This window comes from Prevotella sp. Sow4_E9_plate, from assembly GCF_052116205.1.
Taxonomy (GTDB): domain Bacteria; phylum Bacteroidota; class Bacteroidia; order Bacteroidales; family Bacteroidaceae; genus Prevotella.
In genome coordinates, this window is sequence record NZ_JBQKLN010000115.1 from 1 (window position 1) to 1,141 (window position 1,141).

Sequence of the window (1,141 nt, forward strand, 5' to 3'; positions counted from 1 at the left end):
TCAATGCTTCGTTCACATCACTAAATGTTGCCAAGGTAACTATGAAGGAGATGGGAATGGAATATTCTATGTCTTCATTCAAGTCACTGATGACCAACATTTATCTGGTGAGACGAATTTTTAAAGCATGCGGGTACATCCCGAACCGAACTTTAATTAGCAAGATTTTCAAAGATCTCTCGTGCTTACAGCGTATAGCTGCTTAGCACATTATTGAATTATTAACGAACTATTGCAGTATACATCTGTAGGTATATTCGCCTTCCCAAATGTCAAGGTCTCCCTCTATTCGCCTTTGTCTCTGTATGACAAGACGATACGGTTTTCCTTTCCATTTCTCAACAAGGATGGAATTCAGCTCAAATTCAATACCGTTGATTTCAACAGTTTTCCATCCAGTCAAGGCAAACATGGAATCGTAGAAGGAAGAGCATCTGTTGGCACGAATATAAAAATGCCTGCAATGGGCCTCTACCATATCTACGATTTCCTCCGAGCATGAGCCGCAATCCATGCGGGCACGGGATATATATACTTCTGATGCCTCCAGTCGCTTGAAGATTCTTTCCAAAGTCTCTCTTTGGTTGAAGCGCACGTTTGTGTTGCCGTCTCTATTTTCAATACCGACAATCATGTCGTTAATGACTGCCACACCTGGACTATAGCCCAGGAACTTCTTGTAGGTTGGTTTTGCATCATGCTTCTCTGTTTCAATGAACTGATGGTCAAAGTCAAAATCATACTCTTGACCGGATTTCAATTGACCAGTAGCAAGCAGGGCTTTGATCAATAAGCAGTTCATCTTGTCTGCAGTATTGAAATCATAGGAGTTGCCAGAAGCAGATTTATAGGTGATGTTCTTACAAGTCAGTTCTTCGATAGCACGCAATATGGTGTCTGCGCTGCAAGTGCGAAGAGTTGGATGAAGAGACAAATGTTTCATCAAGTGAGTTGTAACATCCTCAATACATGAGCCGCCACAAAGATATACGCACATCAGAGAGCGTAGAATTTCGCTATATTGATAACCAAACATAGTGCATCTCAATCCCAAGGTGGAATCTATGGTTTGAGCTAAAAGAGCATCAAATTGCTCCATAATAGAAAAAATTCCTCCAAAAGGAGTGAGTTTCTCAGATTT

Annotated in this window: 1 pseudogene; it reads right to left on the bottom strand. The window is 41.0% G+C overall.

Annotated elements, in window-relative coordinates:
- Positions 1-235 precede the first annotated feature (235 nt).
- Positions 236-1,141: pseudogene (locus ACTQ53_RS17475) on the bottom strand (IS1380-like element IS942 family transposase); the annotation flags it as partial.